The 22214-nt window shown below is 47.0% G+C and carries 18 protein-coding genes; 6 read left to right on the forward strand and 12 right to left on the reverse strand.

Features of this window, described 5'->3' with window-relative positions; all coding sequences use genetic code 11:
• Positions 1-233: 233 nt before the first annotated feature.
• Positions 234-3071, reverse strand: coding sequence for a M16 family metallopeptidase (locus FSB84_RS28900; RefSeq protein WP_130543935.1), 2838 nt, complete (start codon positions 3069-3071; stop codon positions 234-236).
• 119 nt (positions 3072-3190) lie between these two features.
• A complete protein-coding gene (gene pafA / locus FSB84_RS28905) occupies positions 3191-4834 on the reverse strand; it encodes an alkaline phosphatase PafA (RefSeq protein ID WP_130543936.1) in 1644 nt (547 codons plus the stop codon).
• A gap of 132 nt (positions 4835-4966) precedes the next feature.
• On the opposite strand from pafA, the gene FSB84_RS28910 reads away from it, so the two are divergent.
• Positions 4967-6229, forward strand: coding sequence for an aminotransferase class I/II-fold pyridoxal phosphate-dependent enzyme (locus FSB84_RS28910; RefSeq protein ID WP_130543937.1), 1263 nt, complete (start codon positions 4967-4969; stop codon positions 6227-6229).
• Positions 6230-6664: 435 nt separating this feature from the next.
• On the opposite strand, the gene FSB84_RS28915 is transcribed toward FSB84_RS28910, so the two are convergent.
• Positions 6665-7192 carry a thioredoxin family protein gene (locus FSB84_RS28915; protein WP_130543938.1) on the reverse strand — a complete coding sequence of 176 codons (528 nt, stop codon included), beginning with the start codon at positions 7190-7192 and terminating at the stop codon, positions 6665-6667.
• Between the two features lie 39 nt (positions 7193-7231).
• Between FSB84_RS28915 and FSB84_RS28920 the strand changes: the two genes are divergently transcribed.
• A complete protein-coding gene (locus tag FSB84_RS28920; protein ID WP_130543939.1) occupies positions 7232-7813 on the forward strand; it encodes a UbiX family flavin prenyltransferase in 582 nt (193 codons plus the stop codon).
• A gap of 10 nt (positions 7814-7823) precedes the next feature.
• On the opposite strand, the gene FSB84_RS28925 is transcribed toward FSB84_RS28920, so the two are convergent.
• Together FSB84_RS28925 and FSB84_RS28930 are read right to left on the reverse strand one after the other, a co-directional pair.
• A complete protein-coding gene (locus FSB84_RS28925) occupies positions 7824-8429 on the reverse strand; it encodes a LolA family protein (RefSeq protein ID WP_158644168.1) in 606 nt (201 codons plus the stop codon).
• 168 nt (positions 8430-8597) lie between these two features.
• Entirely contained in the window at positions 8598-11207 is a 2610-nt protein-coding gene (locus FSB84_RS28930) for an FtsK/SpoIIIE family DNA translocase (RefSeq protein ID WP_130543941.1), read from the reverse strand.
• Between the two features lie 113 nt (positions 11208-11320).
• Between FSB84_RS28930 and FSB84_RS28935 the strand changes: the two genes are divergently transcribed.
• Positions 11321-13246 (forward strand): sensor histidine kinase, encoded by a 1926-nt coding sequence (locus FSB84_RS28935; protein ID WP_130543942.1) that lies wholly within the window; start codon positions 11321-11323, stop codon positions 13244-13246.
• Here FSB84_RS28935 and FSB84_RS28940 read toward each other — a convergent pair.
• From FSB84_RS28940 to FSB84_RS28955, 4 genes are read right to left on the reverse strand one after another with little or no spacing between them, the layout of a single operon-like run.
• Positions 13243-14271, reverse strand: a complete 1029-nt coding sequence (locus FSB84_RS28940; protein WP_317132516.1) for a PDDEXK nuclease domain-containing protein — start codon at positions 14269-14271, stop codon at positions 13243-13245. The genes FSB84_RS28935 and FSB84_RS28940 overlap by 4 nt on opposite strands.
• Before the next feature lie 27 nt (positions 14272-14298).
• Positions 14299-14688: a DUF423 domain-containing protein gene (locus FSB84_RS28945; RefSeq protein WP_130543944.1), complete on the reverse strand. Its 390-nt coding sequence runs from the start codon at positions 14686-14688 to the stop codon at positions 14299-14301.
• The gene (locus FSB84_RS28950; RefSeq protein WP_130543945.1) at positions 14681-15190 is read right to left on the reverse strand and encodes a shikimate kinase; all 510 of its coding nucleotides are present in this window, start codon (positions 15188-15190) and stop codon (positions 14681-14683) included. The genes FSB84_RS28945 and FSB84_RS28950 overlap by 8 nt, the downstream gene beginning before the upstream one ends.
• A 21-nt stretch (positions 15191-15211) precedes the next feature.
• A complete protein-coding gene (locus FSB84_RS28955) occupies positions 15212-16393 on the reverse strand; it encodes an acyl-CoA dehydrogenase family protein (RefSeq protein WP_130543946.1) in 1182 nt (393 codons plus the stop codon).
• 117 nt (positions 16394-16510) lie between these two features.
• On the opposite strand from FSB84_RS28955, the gene FSB84_RS28960 reads away from it, so the two are divergent.
• Genes FSB84_RS28960 through FSB84_RS28970 form a run of 3 tightly spaced genes read left to right on the forward strand, consistent with a single transcriptional unit; the run spans position 16511 to position 18604 of the window.
• The gene (locus FSB84_RS28960; protein WP_130543947.1) at positions 16511-17068 is read left to right on the forward strand and encodes an RNA polymerase sigma factor; all 558 of its coding nucleotides are present in this window, start codon (positions 16511-16513) and stop codon (positions 17066-17068) included.
• Positions 17065-17655, forward strand: coding sequence for a hypothetical protein (locus FSB84_RS28965; RefSeq protein WP_130543948.1), 591 nt, complete (start codon positions 17065-17067; stop codon positions 17653-17655). Before FSB84_RS28960 ends, FSB84_RS28965 begins: the two co-directional genes overlap by 4 nt.
• Positions 17639-18604, forward strand: a complete 966-nt coding sequence (locus tag FSB84_RS28970) for a DUF4097 family beta strand repeat-containing protein (RefSeq protein ID WP_130543949.1) — start codon at positions 17639-17641, stop codon at positions 18602-18604. The genes FSB84_RS28965 and FSB84_RS28970 overlap by 17 nt, the downstream gene beginning before the upstream one ends.
• A gap of 152 nt (positions 18605-18756) precedes the next feature.
• Here FSB84_RS28970 and pyrF read toward each other — a convergent pair whose 3' ends face one another.
• From pyrF to kynU, 3 genes are all read right to left on the reverse strand, one after another.
• A complete protein-coding gene (gene pyrF / locus FSB84_RS28975) occupies positions 18757-19560 on the reverse strand; it encodes an orotidine-5'-phosphate decarboxylase (protein WP_130543950.1) in 804 nt (267 codons plus the stop codon).
• An 18-nt stretch (positions 19561-19578) separates the two neighbouring features.
• The gene (locus FSB84_RS28980) at positions 19579-20916 is read right to left on the reverse strand and encodes an FAD-dependent oxidoreductase (protein ID WP_130543951.1); all 1338 of its coding nucleotides are present in this window, start codon (positions 20914-20916) and stop codon (positions 19579-19581) included.
• Between the two features lie 81 nt (positions 20917-20997).
• The gene (gene kynU, locus FSB84_RS28985; RefSeq protein ID WP_262713776.1) at positions 20998-22197 is read right to left on the reverse strand and encodes a kynureninase; all 1200 of its coding nucleotides are present in this window, start codon (positions 22195-22197) and stop codon (positions 20998-21000) included.
• Between the last annotated feature and the right edge of the window lie 17 nt (positions 22198-22214).

A 22214-nucleotide genomic window follows, 5' to 3' on the forward strand; every position in this document is an offset into this window, starting at 1 on the left:
AGAATATCTGTAATTGTAAGTTAGCGCATATACATTAAGTCTATAGGAAAGGTATACTGTTTTTTATTGTAACAAAGTTGCAACTTTCAATCAAAAAACAAACAACACATGATCCTTAGCAACTTAGGCGCAGTGCAGGTTTCAGCGGATTTCCGCGAACTTCGTTCGCAATACTGCAAATGAAAAGAGGGCGCCATACAGACGCCCTCTTTTATCATTAAAATTATCGTATTCTATTTCGATGCTGCATATCCTTCCGGCATCAGGATAGCGAAGAATTCATTCTTACCACCAAAGATGAGTTTGGCTGCTTCCTGCACATCGGCAGTGGTGAGCGCATTTACATTTTTCTCATAATTGAGGAATCTTTCCATATTGCCTCCATTGAGTTTGGCATCCATCAGCTGATTGAGCCAGGTGCCATTGTCTTTGTAGCTGGCTTTATATCCTTCGATCCAGGTCTTCTTCACTTTTTCCAGGTAGCTATTGTCTACTCCTTTCTCCTTTATCAGTGCGATCTCATGCTTCAGTGCTTTCACCAGTGTATCTGCTTTCTCAGGGCCGCAGGGCAACTGCACCATGAAGCTGTAAGCATTGTAAGGATATTTTTCCAGGCCACCACCGCTTTGTCCGCCATAGATACCCTGGATCTTTTCACGCAGCTCCTCGATGATACGAAGGTTGAGTACTTCACTGAGCGCATTCACTTTAAGATTCATCTCAGGACTATATGGCGTTTCACCTGTATAGAATGCCAGGATCAGGCTCTTCTGTTCTGCACCCTTGTTCATTTTGAATTCATGCGCCCCGGGAATCACACGAACTTTGGTATCCACCACTTCCATCGATTTTCCACTCACCGGCAAAGACGCGATGTATTGTTCGATGAAAGGAATGAGATCAGCTTCCTTGAAACTACCGGTGAACACGAAGTGCATACCGGCAGCATTGCCGAACATCTCTTTGTAGATGCCGATGCAACGGTCCGGGTTGATCTTATCGAAGTATTCAACATGGGGCACACGGATAGGCGCCAGCGGATTATTCTGGAAGATCACTTTGTACATGGAATCAGCAAAAGCTGCTTCAGGATTGGCAGCCAGGTTAGCGAACTGCGACTGGTTGCGTTGCACAAATGATTTGAATAGCTCGGCATCTTTCCTGGGTGCAGTCATCTGCAGGTAGAGTAACTGGAACAGGGTTTCCAGATCTTTCACGGTAGAGCTTCCTCCAACACCATGCGTATAGCCGGTGACAGAAATTTTCATTCCGGCAGATTTTCCGGCAAGCACCTTACGGAGATCAGTAGGCGAATAGTCGCCAAGCCCCATCGTTGGAACTACTGAAGCAAAATATTCTGCATTGTATTTATCAGCGAGGCCGTAATTGTTCTTGCCACCGAAGGCTGTACCGGCCACCAGGATCTGATCATTTTTATAATCAGTTGGCTTGAGGGTAACCGTGAGGCCATTGCTCAGTGTGAGATCAGTAGTTCCGAGCGTTGCATTGGTGGTCTTATTGGTAACCTTGCCTGCCCTGGGCAGTTCGGCCATCAGGCTGTTGCCAAGCGTTTTTTCTTCGTAAGGTTTAACATCGGCTTTACCCGCTGCATCCACCATCGCCAGCAGCTGATCTGCATTGGGCAGGTTGGTGGCTCCGCTTTCAGGGCCTGTTACATACACAAAATGCTTATCGTTCTTCATCACTTCCTTCTGAAAAGCATTCACTTCATCAACAGTGATACCAGGCAGAACGGATTTGATGTACTCGAATTCTTTGGCAATACCGGGGCTGGGAGACTGCTCCAGGAAGAGGTTCACATATTCGTCCACGAAGCTGCCGGACTCGGCCTTATCGCGGTCGTTGTAGGCTCTTTCGTAAGAAGCCAGGATATTCTTCTTGGTCCTTTCCATTTCTGCGGCCGTGAAACCATAACGTTTGATGCGTTCCAGTTCCTCCATCATGGCAGTGAGCGCTTTCTTTACGTCGCCGGTACCAGCGGCTGCGTATGCGCTGAATGCAGCGTATCCTCTCGCGTAAGAACCAAAGCTGGCCTGCGCTCCGAGATAAGGAGGATTCTCTTTCTGTGTGAGCTCTCCCAAACGTTGATTCACCATGCTTTCAAACAGTCCCTTGATCTGTGCCTTGCGGAAATCGGCAACTGTTAACATCGGATTTGTTTTGAAAGCGGAATAGTTCACAGCTACGGAATAAGTAGTGGCTTCAGGATCTGTAACCACAATCGCTTTGTTGGTAGTGTAAGGAGGCATTACAGCGCTTTCGCGTTTGCGTTCCTTTGCTGGGTTCACCAGCCTGGTGAAATGCTTTTTTACCATGGCTTCCGCTTTCACAGGATCAACATCACCCACAACAACAACAGCCATCAGGTTAGGACGATACCATTCTTTGTAGAAACGACGGATGGCATCGGGCGGGAAAGTCTTGATCAACTCTTCCTTACCAATCGGCAGCCTGTTGGCATACCTTGAACCGGCCAGCAGATCAGGGAGGATCTTTTTGAACATACGTTCATCAGCGCTCTTCCCCTGACGGCCTTCTTCGATAATGATGTTGCGTTCGTTGTTGATGTCATCAGTCAGATAAGATACATTGTGCGCCCAGTCTTCAAGGATCTGGAAACCACTTTCGAGGTTACCGGGTTTGTCTGTAGGGATGGGCAGGATGTACACGGTCTGATCGAAACTCGTATAGGCATTCAGGTCAGACCCGAATCCAACACCAATGTTTTGCAGGAAAGAAACGATCTCATTCTTCTTGAAATTCTTCGTTCCGTTGAAAGCCATATGCTCTCCCATATGCGCCAGCCCCTGCTGATCATCATCTTCCTGAATGGAACCGGCATTCACTACCAGTCGCAGTTCCACTTTTTGTTCAGGTTTCTTGTTTTGTCTGATGTAATACACGAGACCATTGGGCAGTTTGCCGGTCTTCACTTTAGGATCCAGCGGGATCTTGTCGGTCAACTTTACTTGAGCGAGCACGCTTGCAGAACACAGGACCATCAACATCATGAAGGCCCAGCGCTGAAGCGTGGTAACAGGTTTGTTCATAAACGAAAATTTTGTTGTGCAAATGTAGGGTAACCAAACATATGTTAGTTTCCACTGGTGGAATAAAAAAGCGGCAGGCACTATTGAATGCCTGCCGCTTCATATTATCGGGAAAAATATTACTCAGCTACTTCTGAAATAACATGGCCCACGTTACCGCTGGGCATCTGAATGCGCAACATGGCTGCGATGGTAGGCGCAATATCTGTCATATATGTTTCGCGGTTGGTCTTTCCGGGCTTAACACCCCAGCCGTACCAAACGAGGGGAATATGGGAATCATAAGGATTCCAGAGACCGTGCGTAGTGCCGGTGCTGCCTCCGTCGAAATAAGCGGGCTGAAGAACGAACTGGATATCTCCACAACGGCGGGGATAATAACCGTTGTTGATCCTCGCTCTGATGGTTTCATTTAATGGAATTGTATTAAGGTCGTCGAGTGCAAATGCGCGTGAAACGCCAGGCTGGTGACTGAGATAATCAACAATCAGTTTCTTAACAGCTCTCTCATCCAGTTTCAGCGAATCGATCAGGCCATGATTGAGGGTTACCATATTGTTCCAGGAACCGGTGATCAGTTTGGATGATCCGAAAGCAGCCTGCAGCTTTGGTTCCAGCTCTTTCAACCATTTGCCGTCATCTACTGTTCCGCCCGGCAGCCTGTTCTCATTGTTGAAACCGGGCACATGGGATACACCGTGGTCGGCGCTGATGAAGAGCAGGTATTGCCCCTTCCCTACTTTGTTATCGAGAAAATCGAAGAGAGAACCGAGCTCTTTGTCGAGACGCAGGAAACCATCTTCTGCTTCCATGGAGTTGGGACCGAAAGCATGACCAATATAATCGGGAGAAGAGAAGCTCACAGCGAGGAAGTCTGTGATCTCATCGGCGCCGAGTTGTTCGTTGATCACGGCAGCTTTGGCCATTTCAGCAGTGAGGGTATTGCCATAAGGCGTGCTGGAAACGGAACCGTAGCTTTTACCGATGAAACGTTTCAGATCGTAAGGGAAACCTTTCTGATCGGAGCCGAATGGTTTGGCTTCATAAGGTTTTTCGTCTGCTGTGCTCTGCACGTAAGTGTTGGCAGGATACAGCAGGTTCCATCCCTGCTCGTAATATTTGTCTACAAGTCTTTGACTGTTGAAATCTTTCACCCATTGAGGGAGATCATTCATATAAAAAGTGGAAGTGATGAAGTCCCCGGTTTTACTATCGTACCAGTAAGCGCCATTGGCTGAATGACCAGCGGGAAGAATAGCGCCACGGTCTTTGATGGCAACGCCTACCACCTTGCTTCTGAAATTGGTAGCGAGGCGCAGCTCGTCGGCCACTGTGGTAGCCAGCATATTCTTAGGGCTCATCACACCTGCATCAGTGGTAGTACCAACAGACTTAACAGATTTGTCTTCAGCACAATAAACAGTACGCTTCAATTCGTTATCATACCAGTTGTTCCCGGTGATACCGTGAATGGCTGGCACACTTCCTGTATATACACAAGTGTGTCCGCAGGCAGTATAAGTAGGTGTGTAAGGGATGAAAGTGTTCTCGCAGGTAAATCCATTGTGAAGGAGGCGTTTGAAGCCGCCATCAGCAGAATAACGGTCATAATACCTGTAGAGATAATCCCATCGCATCTGATCAACAACAATTCCGACTACTAATTTAGGGCGGTTGGGTACGTTGTGCTGGCCTTTTTTGGACTGTGCAAATGATTGGCTTACAATCAGAACCAGGGCCAGGAAGGCAAAAATTTTTCGCATTTGCAAGTGATTTGCGACAAATGTAATGATTAAACCATTAAACGTAATTCGTGACCTGTCAATTCAAAAATTGTTATTTTTGCGGCATTGACCAGGCTTAAAAAACATTCTATTTTTTAATAATTCAATAATATGGCAGACATTTTTGACAGATTGCTGAAAAACTCCGGTGGACCCATCGGCCAGCACCGCGAAAGAGCGCATGGATATTTTGCTTTTCCAAAACTGGAAGGCGAGATTGGAAACAGAATGAAATTCCGCGGGAAGGAAATGATCGTATGGAGTTTGAATAACTACCTCGGACTGGCCAATCACCCTGAGATCAGAAAGGTGGATGGTGATGCTGCTGCGCAATTCGGACTGGCGCTTCCCATGGGAGCCCGCATGATGAGCGGCAACAGTGTTCATCACGAGCAACTGGAAAGAGAACTCGCCACATTCGAAGGAAAGGAAGATGCAATCCTGTTCAATTTCGGCTACCAGGGAATGGTGAGCCTGATAGATGTACTCTGCAGCCGTCATGATGTGATCGTATACGATGCAGAAAGCCATGCCTGTATCATCGATGGCCTTCGTCTTCATGTTGGACATAGCTACGTTTACAAACACAACGATATCGAGGATCTCGAAAAGCAATTGCAACGCGCCAATGCGATCATCGAAAAACAAAAAGCCGGCGGTGTTCTCGTGATCACTGAAGGTGTATTCGGTATGGCGGGCGATCAGGGCAAACTGAAAGAGATCGTTTCACTGAAAGAAAAATATGGCTTCAGGATCCTGCTGGATGATGCGCATGGATTTGGCACACTCGGCAAAACCGGCGCCGGCGCTGGTGAAGAGCAGGGTGTACAGGACCAGATAGATCTTTACTTCTCCACATTCGCAAAATCGATGGCCAGCATCGGCGCATTTGTTGCCGGCCCCAAAGCCATCATCGATTATATCCGCTACAATATCCGCAGCCAGATCTTTGCCAAGAGCTTACCCATGCCACTTGTAATGGGCAATCTCAAACGCCTTGACATGCTGCGCAGTCAACCTGAACTGAAAGACAAGCTCTGGAGCAATGCAATGAAGCTGCAGAAGGGTCTTAAAGAAAAAGGATTCGATATTGGTAAAACTGACTCCGTGGTTACGCCCGTGTACATGAAAGGTGGTGTGGAAGAAGCAACAGCCATGGTGATGGACCTGCGCGAGAATCATGGAATCTTCTGCTCTATCGTGGTGTATCCGGTAATTCCGAAAGGACATATCATCTACCGTCTGATCCCTACAGCCGTGCATACCGATGCAGACATCAATGCAACACTGGAAGCATTCGAAGCAACCAAGAAAAAACTGGATGCCGGAGAATATAAAGTGGCTGCAATCCCTGATATGGCCGAATCCCGTTAACAGGCAAATAACAAAATAGTATACGAGCCGTCTCTTCATGAGACGGCTTTTTTATTTCTCCGGAGCCAGTTACCCGCCGGGAGGCGAGCAGCCGCAGCACCATGAAAACAAAAAGGCCTCCCAAAAGGGAGGCCCCACTAATCAAATACCATTAACCATTAAACCTTATCCTATGAAAATTCAAATATAAGATGATAGTGGTGAAACAATGGTTGCATAGCTTACCTTTTTTTTCGTAAAAGACCAAATCAGTCATCACGAAAAACCTTTGTAGCTATTTGCATTGCAGAATCCTTGCAAAATCGTTTAGTATAACGATTTTGTAGCCCTCGGGCAGCAATATTTCTTTAAGGAAATTTTAATACGATGGAGTGAACTGTAACGGTGATCATTCTGCGCATCTTCAATGCAACACCGGAAATCATCAGGGTTCTTTTACCAGGAAGATTTGAATTCCTTATGCCATTTATCGAAGGAAATCTTCTTATCGTTCCCTTCACCGAAGTATTTCACCAGCAATTCCAGCTCATTGGGAGCCAGGAAACCAGGGATCGCCTGTGGATCGCCATCAACAGGAATGAACACGGTAGTGGGATAGGATAATTGTCCATTGGTGAGCCAGATGGCAAAATCATGAGCCCGGGCGTTCTTGTTGAAATTATATTCCTTCCCTTTCCAGGTAAAAGTCTTTTTGCTCTCTGCATCTATTTTAACGGGATAGAATTTTGATGTCACGTAGTCGCTCACCTGCTTATTGCTGTACGTGCGTTTGTCCATCACCTTGCACCAACCGCACCAGTCTGTATAAAGATCGATGAGTACTGGTCTTTTTTCCTGCTGCATTTTTGCCGTCACATCTTCCAGGCTCAGCCAGTTGAGTTTAGCCTTTTCTTCCTTCGGGCGTTGCGCGCAGGAAAAAATGGTGAGCCAACTGAACAAAAACGCGAGTTTCAGGGTTTGCATACTTACTTTTGTTTAAGATACAAACATAACTCAAATACCATGCATAAAATTGTGCTGGCGGTAACAGGAGCAAGTGGTTCCATTTACCCAAAGCAGATCATAGAAAAATTGTTGAGCATTCATGATCAATGGCAGGAACTGGCGGTAGTGATGACAGACAATGCGAAGCAGGTTTGGGAAACCGAGCTTGACAACAAAGATTATGAGCGTTTACTGCATGATCCCGCACACCATATCACCACCTGGTCTGTGAAGGATTTCCTGGCGCCATTTGCCTCGGGTTCCGGCAAATTCAACACCATGATCATCGCGCCCTGCTCCATGGGTACATTGGGCCGTATTGCCAATGGCGTGAGCTCCGATCTGATCACGCGCGCTGCAGATGTGATATTAAAAGAAAGGCGTAAACTCATCTGTTTAGTGAGAGATACGCCTTATAATCTGATTCATATCCGGAATATGGAAACCCTGACTTTAGCCGGGGGAATTATTTGTCCTGCCACTCCATCTTTTTACAGCAAACCAACTACTATCGAAGAAGTGGCAGCTACCGTAACCGACAGGGTGCTTGACCTGGCCGGTCTCGATATCAAGACCTTCCGTTGGGGCAGCAGCGAATAGCTGCCGCAGATCAGCGAAGATCAACTTCCTCTACGCCGGGATATTTGCTTTTGTCGAATGTGAAGAGGTTATCAGCCAAAGTTGCTTTACCGTTCATGGTATTGACGGTATAGATGAATTTGTTCTGCTGCTTATCCAGCACTTTGGTGCTGTACAGTGTTTGTGTGGCTTTGTTTACCTGGATGTACACTTTGTGGAACTGTTTGGTCTTGTCCACAGGCGTCATCTCTATTTCCTGCAGGGTCTTACCAGCTTCTTTCTTTTCTCCGTTGAGTTTGTACAGAAAATCTTTATCGTAGAAGTTGGTGAACAATTTCTGGGGAGTGATAGTGCTGCTGCTGTTGTCTACCTTGTTGATGGTTACTTCATTGGCAGCTTTGTCGTAAGTCCATACAGTGGTGCCGTCACAGAAGATCTCCTGACCGGCGAGGCTCACTTTGTATTTGTTGCCTTTCATGGACACAGTTCCTTTTTTTACGCCAAGTACCTTACCGGAATTGTCTTCATTCTTGAGCGTGAAGCTGGCCAGTACTCCTTTAAAGGATTTGAACCTGGCGCTAACTGCATCGAGGATTTTCTTGGCAGCAGGGTCATTGCCTTGAGCAAACCCTGACATTGAGATAGAAACAATTGCAAAAAATAAAAATATTTTCTTCATCGGAGATACTTTTCGTAAAGGCCGCAAAGATATTGTTTGCGCGGCACATGTAAGACGATAATTATGCACCAGAGTTTGCACCTGGTCTTCACATTAACAAATTGCTAATGAATGAGCTTCAAATCATTACAGAAAATTGGCAAGATGCTGTTCCAGGTCCATCTCGGTTTTAATCAGCACATCCCGTGCCTTGCTGCCCTGGCTGGGTCCTACCACACCTGCGGCTTCGAGCTGATCCATGAGGCGACCGGCCCTGTTATAACCAAGTTTCATCCTTCTCTGGAGCAGTGAAGTGGATCCGATCTGGTTCTGCACGATCAGTCTGGCTGCATCTTCGAAGAGCGAGTCCCTGTCGTTCAGATCGAAATCTTTTCCTTCCATGTCTTTTTCGTCTACGTATTCAGGTAAGAGGAATGCCTGGGGATATCCGTTCTGGTTGCCGATATTTTCGCAGACACTGTCCACTTCGGGCGTATCCACAAAAGCGCATTGCAGACGGGTGAGTTCACCGTTATAAGAGATCAGCATATCTCCTTTTCCGATCAACTGTTCTGCACCGCCTGTATCCAGGATAGTGCGGGAGTCGATCTTACTGGAAACCTTGAACGCGATACGGGCCGGGAAGTTGGCCTTGATGGTACCGGTGATGATATTTACGGAAGGACGTTGTGTAGCGATGATCAGGTGGATGCCAACGGCACGCGCCAGCTGCGCCAGACGAGCGATCGGCATCTCCACTTCCTTACCCGCCGTCATGATCAGATCAGCAAACTCATCCACTACCAGCACAATGAATGGCAGGTACTGGTGGCCTTTCTGCGGGTTCAGTTTTCGTTTTACAAATTTCTCGTTGTACTCTTTTATATTTCTGGTGCCGGCTTCCTTGAGCAGGTCGTAACGATTATCCATTTCAATACACAGTGCATTGAGTGTATTGATCACTTTCTTGGTATCAGTGATGATGGCTTCCTCTTCTCCGGGAAGCTTGGCCAGGAAATGCCTTTCGATGGTGCGATACAAACTCAGCTCCACTTTCTTGGGATCCACCAGCACCAGCTTCAATTGGCTCGGGTGTTTTTTGTAGAGCAGTGAAACCAGGATGGCGTTCAGGCCAACTGATTTACCCTGACCGGTGGCTCCGGCCATCAGCAGGTGCGGCATGGTGGCGAGGTCAACAATGAAATTATCATTGTCGATCTTCTTACCGATGGCAACGGGCAAGCTATGATTGTTGAACTGGAATTTTTCGGATGCCAGGAGTGATTTCATACTCACTACTGTCTTCTTCACATTCGGCACTTCAATACCGATAGTTCCCTTACCGGGGATCGGCGCAATGATGCGGATACCAAGCGCTGCAAGGCTCAACGCAATATCATCTTCCAGATTCTTGATACGTGAGATCCGCACACCAGCTGCGGGCACGATCTCATACAATGTTACTGTAGGACCTACGGTGGCGCTGATCTTCTGGATATGGATATCGTAGTTCTTGAGCGTATTGATGATCTGGTTCTTATTGTTCTCCAGTTCCGCAGGGTCCTGGATGATCTTCTCACTGCCGTGTTGTTCCAGCAGATCGAGGCTCGGGTATTTGTAATCACGCAGGTCGAGGGCAGGATCATAGGGAGCCAGCACGGCTGCGGGCGGCGCGTCCTCTCCTACCGTATCAGGAATATCTTCGTCTGAGGGTTCTGGTGAGTAGGTCTTGATCTCCAGTTCCAGGTTGGGCGCCTGGGGTTTATTACTGCGCGGGCTGATCACCGGAGCAGGGATCTCTTCCACTTCCTCCTCCTCTTCTTCAATCTCTTCCTCGTCTTCCTCAAATGGTGCTTCTTCCTCTTCTTCGTGCTCCTCTTCCTCCTCTTCTTCGCCTGTATTGTTCAGCACCAGTTCTTCTGGCTCCGGATCCTTTTCAATGATCTGGAGATCGAGCGGGGCTTCCTCTTCCACTACAGGCGGCGGAGCAACCAGTGCACCATTATCTTTTTTAAGCTGATTCTTCTTATTGGGCTTTACCGGCTTCACTTCTTCTTCCTCATCTTTCTCTTCCACTTTCAGTTCTCCTGTTTCCGGGTCCACATTGGCAGGCACTAGCGACGGCTTGCGTTTAGGCATGCTCGGTACCTTGAATGTTGGATTGAAACGCCAGATGATATAAGCAAGGCCGCCTGCAAAAAGCAGCACGAAGGTGCCCACATTACCGAGCATCTTTACCAACCAGTCGCTCAGCATATTGCCCAGAGCGCCGCCCCAGCTGAAGTCAGAGCCGCCTGCAAAAAAAGAGGCAGCCACACTGAAATACAGAACACCGGCAATCAGGTAGCGCAGGTTGCGCCAGATGGAAAACAGTTTCCTGCCGAACAATCCGTTCACACCCAGAACAAAAAAGAATGAGCAGAACAGGAAGGAGGCAACGCCGAATGCATTGTAAAAAAACTGATGTGATATGTATGCGCCGATATTTCCCAGCAGGTTGCTGGTCTTTACTTCGGTGGAAGGCAATAAAATGGATGCCCCTTTGAAGACCTTGTCCTGGTCTTCCCTCCAGGTAAATACGTAGGATACGAAGGCGATAAACAGGAAACAGCAGAGCAGCAATGCCACGGTTCCGGCAATTTTGTGCGTGCGTTCATCTTTCACCAATTCCTTTACGGTAACCTGTTCTTCTTTCTCAGGTTTCAATTTATCCGGATCGGGCGATTTGCTTTTACTGGACTTTAAGCGGTTGGCCATGATTACAAAGATAAGTAGTAGAAAACAACTGTCATATAACAAATAAAAGCTGCACCTGCACTGGGAAAAATTGTATTTTACAAGGCCAAATCAATGGACCGGCCAAACCCAGGATGAGAAACAACCATTACCTGAAACCTTTCTTACTGATAATTCTACTGGTTTCTACCCTCAGGGGTATGGGCCAGTCAGACAGCGCCGTTGTGAATGTGGCCAGGATCAGGTTGGACTCGTCCATTGGCAAATCCTGCTGGTTCGCTTCGCTTCCCAAAGGCGAAAAGATTGCAGACTCGGCCATTCCCTACCTGGTATTCAGACCCGATATCGTAAAGCGCTTCTATCCGCAGTATCCTCCATCGGCGGAACTGATGGAAAAAGACAATTACCTCCGGTTCGCCCTTTACAATGGCAGCGACACCATAAAAAAGATCTTCTTCCTGCCCGCTTTTTATTGCAGGGATATCAGCTTATTCAAATTCTCTGCCGAAGATCCGGCCGGACAGTTCCAACTCAAACCAACCGGTGAAGAATGTCCCAGATTTCCCGGCTGCCAGCTCATCGTTCTCCAACCCAGGGAAAGGGCCGTGTATTACTGCCGCTTCAATTTCGTTCGCACCAATATAAATATTTTTACTCCATATCTGGTTGAGACCGATTATCTCGATGAATGGATCACCCGCAAACGCGATCTCGATTACAGCCTGGACATCGTTACCTATGTTGCTTCCGGCGTAATGCTGATGATGATCTTCTACTCGCTGGCGGTATATATTCAAAACCGCAACAAGGAATTTATTTATTACGCCATCTATACACTTTGTACGGCCTGCCTGCTCTTCGGAAAATCTTACATGAACATGTCCGCCTCATGGTTCCATTATTTTTATGAAGAGTACCTGGACTTCATGATCATGATCGCAAGCGTATTCACCTACCTGATCTTCGTGCGGAAATTCCTGAGTACGGAAGAGAATCATCCCTGGCTCGACAAATTCCTGAAGGTCACACTCTGGCCGCTGGCCATCCTTGCTGCCATCTTCACGATCCTGTATTTCACTACCAGCAAATACGTAGTGCTGAACAATATGGAATTCGTGATCAAGATTTTCTTCCTGCTGATCGCCATCATGTTCATCGTGTATTCCATTAAACGAAAGGATACCCTGTTGAATTATCTCGCAGGCGGAAGTTTTGCACTGATCTTCTTTGCCATTATTTCACAGGGCATCATCATGTTCGGATGGAATTTCAGCAAAAGCATCCTGCTGTTGAACCGCGCCCTCTTCTATTATGAGCTCGGACTGGTGATTGAACTGATCCTCTTCCTCTCCGGCCTCGCATACAAGAATCGCCGCGATATCATCGAAAGAGTAAAAGAAAGGGAAAGGCTCAAGCTGGATAATGAAAGAAAGGAATTCGAAAAACAAATGGCTGTAGTAACGGCCACACAACATGAGCGGGACCGCATCTCCGCCGATATGCACGATGAACTGGGATCGGGCGTTACCGCCATCCGCCTCATGAGTGAGATCCTGAAAAGCCGCATGAAAGGACAGAGTTTTCCTGAACTGGAAAAGATCTCCAACTCGGCCAACGATCTGCTGGGAAAGATGAATACCATCATCTGGACCATGAAGAGCTCCAACGACACAGTGGAAAGCCTGGTGGCCTATATCCGTGCACATGCCATCGAGTATTTCGACAGTACACCGATCGACTGCAGTGTAAAATTGCCTGTAGTAATCCCGCAGGCAGAGATCTCCGGAGAAAAAAGACGCAATATATTCCTCAGCATCAAGGAAGCACTGAACAATGCGATGAAGCATTCACAGGCATCGCAACTGCGTATCGAAATAACTACCAGGGATAACCGATTAGTGGTGAAGATCGCAGACAATGGCGTTGGCATCGACACTGAAAAATTGCGCCGCTTCGGCAATGGACTTAGTAATATGAAACGAAGGATGGAATTGATTGGCGGCAGCTTTCAGGTGCAGAATTGCAAAGGCGCCGTGCTTGTGTTTGAACTTCCTCTTTAATTTAATTCGCAATCCTTTTCCTCAAAACTTTCTATTTCCTTATTTACTTCTTCCAGCAATTGTTTTTCCGTTGGTAAATAAAGTTCATATTGACTTGCGATAATCTGCTTTTGATTTTCGGGTAGTGTGAATTTTACTACTGCATCGTTTTTATTGGCACAAAGCAAGATACCAATGGTTGGGTTTTCGTATGGCAGTTTTTCTATTCGGTCATAATAATTGACATACATCTGGACCTGACCAATATCCTGATGTGTTAGTTTAGTTGTTTTGATTTCAATAATTACAAAACATTGTAATAAACGATTGTAAAATACCAAATCAACAAAAAACTCATCGCCCTCAATGTGTATTCGCTTTTGCCTTGCTACAAAAGAAAAGCCATTACCTAACTCCAATAAAAAATCTTGTAAATGTGTGATAATGGCACTTTCCAAATCTTTCTCGTAGTATGATGCTTCTCTCTTCAATCCCAAAAATTCCAAAAACATGGGATCTTTAATAATTTCTTTGGCTTCTGATGGTTGCTTTTCATTTTGTGCAACTGCTAATACACTCTCTTTATCATTGCTCAAACTACTGTAGATTTGTCGTTCCAACTGGCGTACAGTCCAGTTGTTTTTTACTGCTTCGGCAATATAAAAATCTCTTTTATCTTGGCTATCATCACTTAATATTAGTTTATATTGGCTCCAACTCAATTGTGCATACATTGTATGCACATTCTCAAATGTTCGGTAAAACTGGCGATAAAGGTTGATTTGTCTTGTAGAAAAACCACTTCCAAACTCAGGTTGCAGTTGTTCTGAAAGATATTTAATAAGAAAGGTTCCATACTCTGCACGTTCTTTTCCTTCTTGTTCTTCTTCAAAAATACGCTTACCAATATGCCAGTACATCAGCGTTCGTTGATGGTCAACGGCACGTACAGCCTTGTCTTTTGACTGCTCTATTATGGCTTTTATGTCTGCTATAATTGATTGGCCGGCAAGTATAGTAGGTTTTCTGCTTTTAAGTTGGATTATGTAGTACTCACTGTGCTACATTGAAGTTTATTTCTTCACTGCAACAGCCCTGAACAAGAACAACCATCCAAGTATAAAGAACACACCACCAATTGGCGTGATGGCTCCGATACCGGACAATCCCACTGTTTCAGTTGCCTTCAATGCAGTAAGAAGATAAAGGGAACCGCTGAACAACACAATACCTGCCAGGAAACTGTTGGCAGCATATTTCAGCCAGCGCTGTGAATAGTTGGAGTAAAGAATGGCCACGATCAGTAAGGCAAAAACATGGTAGAACTGATAGCGAACGCCTGTTTCAAAAGTTGACACTGTTTCAGCGGGTACCAGTTTCTTCAATCCATGTGCGCCGAATGCGCCTAATGCAACAGCCAATGCGCCGAGCAGCGCCGCTGTTTTCAAATATCCTTTATGCATGTAACACTGTTTGAATAAAATCATTCATCGAGATCGAATCTTCCTTGTCGATAATCACATCAGCCTGTTCATAATACATCCTTCTTTCGTTCAGTTTCCGGATGATATGATTGCGGAGGTCTTCATCTTTGATATCTTTCAGCAAAGGCCGGTGCATCCTTTCTTTCAACAGTCGCTGCAGTATCACTTCCACATGGGTGTTGAGCCATACCACGATGCCGTAACGCTTCATGAAATCGATATTGTTGAAGAAACAGGGCGTACCACCTCCGCAGGAGATGATCATGCTGTCTTCCCTTTCAACAAGTTCTTCCAGCATTTGTTTTTCAGCGAGGCGAAAATATTCTTCGCCATTGTCTGTAAAGATATCGGCAATGGACTTGCCTTCCTGTGCTACTATCAGTTCATCCAGGTCATGGAATGGAAGTCCCATGCGGTTGGCAACCTGCTTACCCCAGTGCGTTTTACCTGCACCCATGAACCCTATCAAAAAAATCCTCATTGTGGTGTGATGCTAGTGATATTATTTGAATGCGTTGAATCCTGTAACGTCCATACCGGTGATGAGCAGGTGAATATCGTGTGTGCCTTCATAGGTGATCACACTTTCCAGGTTCATCATATGACGCATCACTGAATATTCTCCTGTAATGCCCATTCCTCCCAGCATTTGGCGTGCATCGCGTGCAATATTGGTTGCTATCTCGCAACCATTACGCTTGGCCATGCTCACCTGTTGCGGATTGGCTTTGTGCTGGTCCATCAGCACGCCTACCCTCCAGTTCAGCAACTGCGCTTTGGTGATCTCGGTGATCATTTCAGCGAGTTTCTTTTGCTGCAATTGAAAACCTCCGATGGGTCTGTCGAACTGCACACGCTCTTTTGAATAGCGCAAAGCAGTATCGTAACAATCCATCGCTGCGCCAACGGTGCCCCAGGCGATGCCGTAACGGGCTTTGGTCAAACAGCTCAAAGGTCCTTTCAATCCTTTTACGTTAAGTATATTTTCCTTCGGAACTTTTACATTATCGAAAACCAGTTCACCGGTAGCGGAAGCGCGCAGGCTCCATTTGCCGTGCGTGGTAGGTGTTGTGAAACCTTCCATTCCGCGCTCCACGATCAGTCCGCGGATATCGCCGGCCTCATCTTTGGCCCAAACAACAGCCACCTGTGAAAAAGGCGCATTGCTGATCCACATTTTGGCGCCGTTGAGGATCACATGATCGCCGGCATCTTTGATATTTGTCAACATGCCTCCCGGGTTTGACCCATGGTCCGGCTCGGTGAGGCCGAAACAGCCCAGCCATTCGCCACTTCCAAGTTTGGGCAGGTATTTTTTACGTTGTTCTTCGCTTCCGAATTCGTAAATGGGGTACATCACCAGGGAACCCTGCACGGAGGCGGTGGATCGAACGCCACTGTCGCCTCTTTCCAGTTCCTGCATCATCAGTCCATAGCTGATATGGTCCAGGCCGCCGCCGCCGTATTCCACGGGGATGGTGGGGCCAAAACAACCCAGATCGCCCATCTGTTTAACGATATGCTGCGGGAACTCAGCTCGCTGGGCATAGTCTTCGATGATGGGAGAAATCTCTTTCTTTACATAATTTCGAACTGACTCCCTCACCAGTTTCTGTTCTTCAGTGAGCAATTCATCGAGCGAAAAATAGTCCGGACTAACAAAAAGATCGGTTTTAGCGGCCATGACGAGCAATTTAATGTGTGCTAATGTAAGAAAAATGGAACGATTTGAGGTGGAAGATGCAACATGTTTGAAATGCCTGTGTCTCTACATTAACTTAAAACAATAAAATCATTCATTTTGGAGCTGACTGCAACCATTGTCCAGGATGAGTTGGTGGAACGCTGTAAACGAGGGGACCCCACCGGCTTCGAAGCCCTTTATCAGCGGTACGCCAGGGCTATGTACAACACGAGCCTGCGCATCGTCAACAATACAGGTGACGCGGAAGACGTGTTACAGGAGGCGTTTTTGGATGCCTTCAGATCTTTGAACGATTTCCATTACCGTTCCACATTCGGTGCATGGTTGAAAAGGATTGTGATCAACAAATCCATCAACATACTTCGCAAAAAGAAAATGCAGCTGAGTGAACTGGACGAGAACGGAGTGGAAGCAATTCCTGAAGAGAAAGGAACCGATGAAGCGGAATTGCAGTTCAGAGTAGCCGAAGTAAAAAGATATATCCAGTTATTACCGGACGGGTATCGCGCTGTACTGAGCCTTTACCTGCTGGAAGGTTATGATCATGAAGAGATCTCAGGGATCCTCGGCATATCGCACAATACCGTCCGCACACAATATGTCCGTGCAAAGCAAAAATTATTGAACCTATTGAAACAAGGAGGAATATCATGAGCCAGTTAGAAAACTTCATCCGCGACCATCGTGAAGAATTCGACGGAGAGGAGCCATCACCCAGGGTTTGGAAAGACCTGCAGCAACAACTACAGGCAGATGCCCAACCAACACTAAAAAAAAATAGCGGTGGCAGGGTGCTCACGCTCACTATCCTGAAATGGAGTGCAGCAGCGGCTATCCTGGTTCTGGCAGGGCTCGGCGTGTTCCATCTCATCAGTCGCCCAGCTCCTTCCGGCACTGCTGAAGTAAAAACAAAAAGAGACGATATCCTCCAGAAGATCAATCCAACCTATGCAAAAGAAGTATACCATTTCACCCAGCTCATTGAATTGAAACAATCCGAGCTCAAACAGATCGAAAAAGATAATCCCGAGCTCTACCAGCAATTCCTGGGTGATATCAGTCAACTGGACAGCTCTTATAATAATCTGAAAAAGGAACTGCCCTCCAACCCTAATCGTGAACAATTGCTGGAAGCCATGATCGAGAACCTGAAAATGCAGACAGAATTGCTTAATCAGCAGCTTCAGATCATTCAGCAGATCAAACAATCAAAAACACAAACCCATGTCAAAAGTATATAACGCACTCTTACTCGTCCTCTCCTTCGCCTTTACAGGGACTGCCATCGCATCGGAAAATCCGCTGGTGGAAAAGAAAAAAGTGTACACCAAATCATATCCGCTGAGTGGCAACGATAAAGTTTCGCTCACCAATAAATTCGGTTCACTGAAGATCAATACCTGGACAAAGAATGAAGTGAAAGTGGAAGTGACCATCAGTGCAGAAGCCAAAACCGAAGAACGCGCTCAGAGTATTCTCGATGGCATCACCATCAATGATAGCAAGAACTCTGAAGGTGTCATTTTCAAAACGAGTATCAAAGGCAATAACAACCAACGCTGGGAAAAAGGCGAGAAACAAGGATTCCAGGTGGACTATGAAGTGTTCCTGCCGGCACAGAACCCTCTTTATGCGGCCAATGAATTCGGCCCTCTTGTGATCGGCGATCATTCCGGTGAGGCTACTGTGATCAGTAAATTCGGCAGCGCCAGGATCGGTAAACTGGGAAATGCAAAAAAGATCCAGGTTGAATTCGGTTCACTCATCCTCGATGCGATGAATAACGGAAATCTCGTCATCAAATTCTCTTCTGTTGAAGTGCGCAAAACCAGCGGAGAATTGAATATAGATGTAGAGCACAGCAGTGCAAAACTGAACCTGGACAATGCCGTGAAGAATGTAACGGTAAAGAACAGCTTCTCTCCACTCCTGCTGGATGTGCCTGCTAATTTTTCCGCTACCTATAATATCCGCACCAGCTTCGCCAAATTCAAGAACAAAACAAGTTTCGCTATCAATAAGGAAGATGAAGATGAAAGCCGCGGACCGAAATTCGATTTCGACTACACAGGTAAATCAGGGGGCGGTGAAACTTCCGTAAAAGTGAAAACCAGTTTCGGGGACATCACCATCGGTCATAACCTGCCATTCAAAGTGGAAGAGAAAAACAAGAAAACTAAAGATATTTAGTCTGCCGTTTGTTGAGGCCGTTACCGGAGATTCCGGTCTCAACAATCAGCAATGTATCAAAACTAGCAGTTAGCAGCGTTCCGAAAGGAATGCTCAATGGCGGGATCACTCAGCAATGGGTATCCCGTTTTGTGCGGTAAAAATTAAAAAGATTATTTCAGATAGCCTGCCATTTCCTGCGCATAAGTTTTCGCTGCTTCAGCGGCCTTCTCTGCAAAATCCTCACCATTACCAGCAAAGATCACGGCACGGCTCGCGTTCACCAGTAATCCCACATCCTTGTTCATGGCTTTGGCGGAGATCTCTTTGAGACTTCCTCCCTGCGCACCAACACCGGGTACGAGGTAGAAATGATCAGGCGTGAGGCTGCGGATAGCTGTAAAAGAATCGGCCTGTGTGGCGCCTACCACGTACATGAGGTTTTCGGGTGTGCCCCATTGTGCGGCAGTGGTCAGCACTTTTTCGTAGAGTAGTCCATTGCCTGCGGGTTGCAGTTCAAAGTCCTGTGCTCCGGGATTGGAAGTGAGACCCAGAAGAATGGTCCATTTGTGTTTGTATTCCAGAAATGGCTTCACGCTGTCGGAGCCCATATAAGGAGCTACAGTAATGGCGTCGAAGTTCAGCGTTTCGAAGAATGCTTTGGCATACTGCGTGGAGGTATTGCCGATATCGCCGCGCTTGGCGTCTGCAATGGTGAAATGAGATTTGCCGATATAATCCACCGTCTTTTCCATGGAATCCCAGCCTCTGCGGCCAAGCGCTTCATAGAAAGCGGTATTGATCTTATAGCTGACGCAATAGTCTTTGGTTGCATCGATGATCATCCGGTTGAACTCGAAAACGGGATCTGCTGCAGCCAGCAGGTGTTTCGGGATCTTTGTAATATCGGTATCCAGTCCTACACAGAGATAGGATTGCTTCTTGCGGATCTCTTCCACCAGTTGTTGACGTGTCATGGGCGCGAAGATACAATCCTATAACTGATCCACAATTTCCCGGTGCAAAACATCATCATCCCAGCGGGAATCAATATCTGCGCGCTGCATGACCTGTTGCATGATGGCTTCCTGCTTCATTCCATTGGCCAGTGCTTCGGAATAGCGGATATGCGGACTGAAGGTAACCAGTGAATACGCGGGGATCCATTTATCGGGGAACTTCTCGTTCAGCTTTGCTTCGATCTTTTTCTGCAGCAGGAATTTAGGATCGGCAACCCTGTCGCGCATTTCCGTGAAATTGTTCACAGCCAGGTCTGCAATGGCATCGGCATCGGGCTTGCGCAGCAGCTGGAATTCCTCCAGGATGGCGTCCCAGTGATCGCCATGATGCTCCATCAGATCATCCAGCACACTGCAATCTTCGAAGCCGGCATTCATGCCCTGCCCGAAGAAAGGAACGATGGCATGGGCCGCATCACCGATCAGCGCGAATTTATCTTCACGTACCCACGGATAACATTTAACTGTTACGAGCGATGAAGTTGGGTTATTGAAAAAGTCTTCCAGGTAAGTAGGCATCAGCGGCACTGCATCGGGGAAGGTCTTCTCGAAGAAGTCTTTCACTTTTTCCTTTGTATCGAGGCGGGAAAAAGACTGTGGTCCTTCGAAGGGGAAGAACAAAGTGCAGGTGAAAGTTTTGTCGAGGTTCGGGAGAGCGATGAGCATGAATTCCTTCCTGGGCCAGATATGCAGGGCATTCACATGCATCGCGAAATCGCCTTCTGCATTGGGCAGGATGGTAAGCTCTTTGTAGCCGCAATCGATATAGAATTGCTGATAATTGAATCGATCGGCCTGTAACTGGTGCTGGAGGCGGGCTGCAGAGAAAGCGCCGTCTGCTCCGAAGATCAGATCGGCTTTTACATCTACAGTCTTTCCATTCGTTTCAAAACTAACTGTATTTGTTTTCCAGTCAACATGCGAGCATTTGTGCTCGAAGAAGATCTCGATGCCATTCTCTTCAGCCAGGTCCATCAATTTTTTGTTGAGGGTACCGCGACTAACGGAGTTGATGAACTGCCCTTCCTTGCCGTAAGGCTGGAAGGCACTGCTGCCATCTATGTGATGGATATAACGGCCATGCATAGGGATAGAGATCTCGCGGATGGCATCGGCCAGTCCGATCTTTTCGAGGGCTTTGAGGCCGCGGTCGCTCAGCGCCAAATTGATTGACCTGCCCGCCGCCACAGTTTCTTTTCTCATATCGGGCCTGCGTTCATAGAGTTTCACTTTATGTCCGCGTTTGGCCATGTATACTGAAAGCAAGGAACCAACAAGGCCTGCGCCAATGATCAAGACTTCTTTTTTTTGCACGGCTGGAAAAATTTATTGTGATGATTTTACTTAGAGTCTGGCCAGTCGCTCGCCTCCCGGCGAGCGACTGCTCTCCGGTTATCAGCCAACCACTGAAGTGGCCAGCACTTCCTTAATGATCTGCCCGAACATCCACACATCTTCAAACTTATTATACATTGGCACCGGCGCCACGCGGATCACATTGGGCTCTCGCCAGTCGGCTATCACACCACGATCCATCAATGTTTTGAATACTTCCTTCCCACGCACCAGCATCAGCAGGCTTACCTGGCATCCACGCTCGGATTCATTTTTCGGCGTGATCACTTCCACCACTTTTGTTCCTGACTGTGCATTCATCTCTTCCAGGATGAATTGCAGGTAACCACTCATGGCTTTTCCTTTCTTCACCAGCGCCGGCATACCAGCTTCATCAAAAATATCCACACTCGCTTTATGAGCAGCCATAGATAGAACGGGCGCATTGCTCAATTGCCATCCTTCAGCTGTTGGAATAGGATCGAAACCGGGCTGCATCAGGAATCGAGTCTCTTTTGTATGTCCCCACCAGCCTGCAAAGCGAGGCAGTTCTTTATTGGAAAGATGTTTCTGATGCACGAATGCACCGGCAACACCACCAGGACCAGAGTTCAGATATTTATAACTGCACCAGCAGGCGAAGTCTACATTCCAGTTATGAAGTTCAAGCGGAATATTCCCTGCACCATGCGCCAGGTCGAAACCCGCGATAGCGCCGGCTTTGTGGGCTGCTTCGGTGATGGTCTTCATATCCAGCACCTGACCGCTATAGTAATTCACACCGCCGAACATAACGAGGGCCAGCGAATCCTTATGTGTGTCGATAGCAGTAAGAATATCTTCGATGCGCATGGTATGTTCCCCTTGGCGTGGAGCTATCTCCACCAATGCATCTTTCAGATCATAGCCGTGGAATTTCAGTTGCGTTTCCAGCGCATATTGATCGGAAGGGAATGCCTTCGCTTCACAAATGATTTTGAAACGCTGTTTGGTGGGCCTGTAAAAACTCACCATCAGGAGATGCAGATTCACAGTGAGCTGGTTCATCACCACCACCTCTTCCGGCAGTGCGCCCACGATCTTGCTTACTTTCTCAGGAAAGATCTCATGGTAAGAGAACCAGGGATTCTTTGCATGGAAATGACCTTCAACGCCATATTCAGCCCAATCGTCCAGTTCTTGCTGAACATATGAACGGACAGTTTTCGGTTGAAGCCCGAGTGAGTTACCGGTGAAATAAATTGCGTCTTTGCCATTCACCTGTGGTATGAGGAATC

Source organism: Pseudobacter ginsenosidimutans, from assembly GCF_007970185.1.
GTDB lineage: Bacteria > Bacteroidota > Bacteroidia > Chitinophagales > Chitinophagaceae > Pseudobacter > Pseudobacter ginsenosidimutans.